This is a genomic window from Antarctobacter jejuensis, from assembly GCF_052266595.1.
Classification (GTDB): Bacteria; Pseudomonadota; Alphaproteobacteria; order Rhodobacterales; family Rhodobacteraceae; genus Antarctobacter; species Antarctobacter jejuensis.
Map to the genome: position 1 here is coordinate 1 of NZ_JBQQXJ010000038.1, position 3,386 is coordinate 3,386.

2 protein-coding genes and 3 pseudogenes are annotated in these 3,386 nt (G+C 57.9%); 1 reads left to right on the forward strand and 4 read right to left on the reverse strand.

Annotated features, from left to right (window positions below):
- Window positions 1-115: pseudogene (locus ACTXGA_RS24355) on the forward strand (IS5/IS1182 family transposase); the annotation flags it as partial.
- A 159-nt stretch (window positions 116-274) separates the two neighbouring features.
- Here the strand turns inward: ACTXGA_RS24355 and ACTXGA_RS24360 are convergent.
- From ACTXGA_RS24360 to ACTXGA_RS24375, 4 genes and pseudogenes are all read right to left on the reverse strand, one after another.
- Window positions 275-547: a hypothetical protein gene (locus ACTXGA_RS24360; protein WP_443397304.1), complete on the reverse strand. Its 273-nt coding sequence runs from the start codon at window positions 545-547 to the stop codon at window positions 275-277.
- 457 nt (window positions 548-1,004) lie between these two features.
- Window positions 1,005-1,756: pseudogene (gene istB, locus ACTXGA_RS24365) on the reverse strand (IS21-like element helper ATPase IstB).
- A pseudogene (locus ACTXGA_RS24370) lies at window positions 1,753-2,669 on the reverse strand (Mu transposase domain-containing protein); the annotation flags it as partial. The pseudogenes istB and ACTXGA_RS24370, both read right to left, overlap by 4 nt.
- A 349-nt stretch (window positions 2,670-3,018) precedes the next feature.
- Window positions 3,019-3,255: a hypothetical protein gene (locus ACTXGA_RS24375; protein WP_443397305.1), complete on the reverse strand. Its 237-nt coding sequence runs from the start codon at window positions 3,253-3,255 to the stop codon at window positions 3,019-3,021.
- Between the last annotated feature and the right edge of the window lie 131 nt (window positions 3,256-3,386).

The window sequence follows — 3,386 nt, forward strand, 5'->3', positions numbered from 1 at the left end:
GATCATGTTCGGAAGACTCAAGGACTGGAGGCGTGTGGCCACCCGATATGACCGGTGCCCGAAGGTCTTCTTTTCGGCCATCGCCCTCGCCGCCCTCGTCATCTACTGGTTATGAATCCTGACCCTAATAGCAGGATGAAGAATGTTCGACCAAGCCCGGAAATCACGAAGTCGGTTATTGATCTGCCACCCGCTGGTCCCTCGCCCATGCCCAGAATCTGCGGTTAATTGCGCAGTTCCCCAAGCTTGGGGAACTGCGCAATTTGCATGGGACTTAATTAATTACTGAGTTGAAACCCGATTGTGAGAGGGCAAGAGCCGCATCGCGTTCTTTCTCTGCCGCATCAGCGCGGATTTCTGCATTGATGAGATCGTCTTCAGCCTTGCGGAGCAGTTCTTCGTATCGGGTGATCCTGTTCTGCAGATCACCTATTTTACTTTCTTTCGATGACACTGCAGCGTCAAAACTTTTCTTTTCCATTTCCAATATCGCTTCATGAACGGCCTCGGCGTGTTCGACCGCAGAGGCTACAGCGCTATCGATCATCGTTCGTAATTGTGAGATGCCATACTCGATTTTTTTTCAACTTCAGGTGTCCAAACGGGTCGCTCCATGCCCGTCTGCGTTACTCGATGAGCGCCGTTCTCCTTTCGCAATTCCCCGTTGTCCCGGGCCAAGTTCTGTCCTTCGTCATTTGGTTGCGGATTTCTCAATTTCTTCAAATCCTGATCCTGAGAGGGGTTGGCCTTTATCATCAATAGGTACTTCTACTTGTACTTGTGTGTCCGGATGACATGGTTCCTAAAGTCGATTTGAGAAACCGGTTGGGATGAACGTCTACTCTGCTTGTCAATCCCGGAACTAAATGGGTCAGTGGACCGGTGGAATAGTCCCCAACGGCGGAGATCTGGCGTGCGCCTTGGCGCGTGCGCTCCCAAGTAGCTGGCACGCGTCAAGGCGCACTGGCCGAAGGCCAGTCCAGGCAGTCCGTTTGGTTGGGTGATCAGGTTTTCGTCTTGCGGCTCTGGCGCAGCCGGAAGCTCTCGCCGTTCATTTCGAGGAAGTGGACGTGGTGGGTGGGCGATCGAGGATGGCGCCGGTGAGACACTCGGAGCCGAAAATTTCGGTCCATTCGTCGAAGGGGAGGTTCGAGGTGATGACGATCGAGCCGCGCTCGTAGCGCTGCGAGATGATCTCGAAGAGCAGCGCGGCCCCTGTCTTCGAGAGTGGCATGAAGCCGAGTTCGTCGATGATCAGCAGATCCTGGCTGGTGAGGGTCTTCTGGAGGCGCTGCAGGCGGCGCTCGTCGACCGCCTCGATGAGTTCATGGACGAGACCGTCAGCAGTGGTGAAGCGGACCTTCAGTCCCTTCTGGCAGGCGGCCAGCCCAAGACCCAGGCTGACATGAGTCTTGTCCGTCCCTGTCGGACCGAGAGCGATGACGTTCTCGCGGCGCTCGACGAACTCGCAACGCGCGAGCCCCGTTGTCAGGGCTTTGTTGATCGACGGGATAACCTTGAAGTCGAAGCTGTCCAGGCTCTTGGTGGCGGGGAACTTCGCGGCCTTGATCCGGCAATCGATCATCCGGCGCTCGTGCTCGATCAGCTCCAATTCGCAGAGCCTGAGCAGGTACTGCACATGATCCTTGCCTTCGGCCGCGCACTGCCGGGCGAGTTTGGCATATTCGCTGTTGAAGGTCGACAGTCGGAACTTCTTGAGATGGTGCTGGAGCAGCACCTGCGGCGTGTCGTTCATCTTGCCGCTCCGCGCATCAGGCTCATGTAGCTGGCCGGCTTCGTGGTCTCGACCCGGGCTCTGGGGAGGTAGGGGTAAATGTCGAGATCGAGCCGCGGCGGGGGCCATTCGATGCGGCACAGGACCAGGTGCTTGACCGCGTCATAGCCGATCGCGCCGAGATCGAGCGCTTGGCGCACGGCGCCATGCACTTGGCCCATCTCGATGGTTTCCAGCAAGCGCAGAACCTGCACGTATTCCCGCTTCCCTTCTTGCCCATTCGCGCTTCCAGAAGTCGATGCAGTGTGGCGAAAGCCTCTTGCAGCTCCCAACCCTGCAAAGGTGCCGCCTGATCCAGGGCGCCGACCTTCTGCTCCAGCAGCGGCAGGAAGTGCATCGGATCGAAGACCATATCGGCCTTCTCGTAGGACCTGCGATGCCGGGCGATCATCTCGGCACCACACCCGATGACCACCTCGTGGACATAACCGCGGATCTGCACCTCGTGGTGGGGATTGGCAACCGGGACCGAGTAATCGTTGTTGCGATACCGGACCATGGAAATCGATGTCGCCCGCGTGCTGACCTTCTCGCAGGCGTCACAAGGCACCGCTGGTAACGGCATCAGAGCATCGAGATCCCGCATGAGTCGCTCGCCGATCGTCTCACCATAACCGCGCAGGACCGCCCCCTGGCGTTTGATGCACTGTTTCTCCAGCCAGGTGTTCAGCGCCTCGAAACTCTCGAAGCGTGGCATCGGCACCATGTAGGTGCGCCGGCCGAAGCCGATCATGCCTTCGGCGTTGCCCTTGTCGTTCCCCTTGCCCGGACGGCCGAACCTGTCGTTGAACAGATAAAGCGACTGCAACTCCGAGAAGGTCCGGGTGCGCTTGCGAGTTCCGTCGCCAAGGATCTTCGCCACCGTCTTGCGGTCGATCCCGAACAGCCGAGCCGCCTCGCTCTTGCTCATCCCCTCGACATGGCACGCCCGGCACACCCGTCTGTATATATCCACAGCATACATCTCCCCGCCTTCAGCTCGTTGCCTCGGGGGCAAGATGCGGAATTTTACTCTGCGAGGGTCAGATCAACCGACCGTTCCCGCTGTCCATTTTGTCTCCGGAATTCACATTCGGAACAGCATGAAACCGAGTGCGTCGCATCACGGCCAAAACATGCTTTGGTCTTTTGCGACTGAGATCTCAGTTCAAGATCGCGGAGCCATGCAATTGCGCCGAGAATGCTGCTCTCATTGAAGATGAGAGAGCCGGGACCGCATCGTATCACAGGCCTCGAACGGAGTTCCCGCCAGCGATGATTGCGTTGATCAAATCCGCGACGGAACGGTGCCGTGCCATTTCGAGTTCGGTGCCGACTGCGTTCTCATGTGTCGCGGCGGCATCGCGAAGAACCCCCACGATCTCGTGCTCCGGAAGAAGCTCGCGATCCTTCAACGCAAGCAGGAGCGCCTCGCAGATCGAAAGGGCGGCCTGACCTGCATGTTCGTTCTCTTTGGACACTTGTTGTTGATTTCCGCTGAGAAGTGACCCGGTAGCCCCCCAGATTTTCACTGAGAACTGACCCATGTGAACACGTTGCCCCGACGGATTTGGTCGGGGAGATATGGAGTGATCGACATGGGATTTTTGAG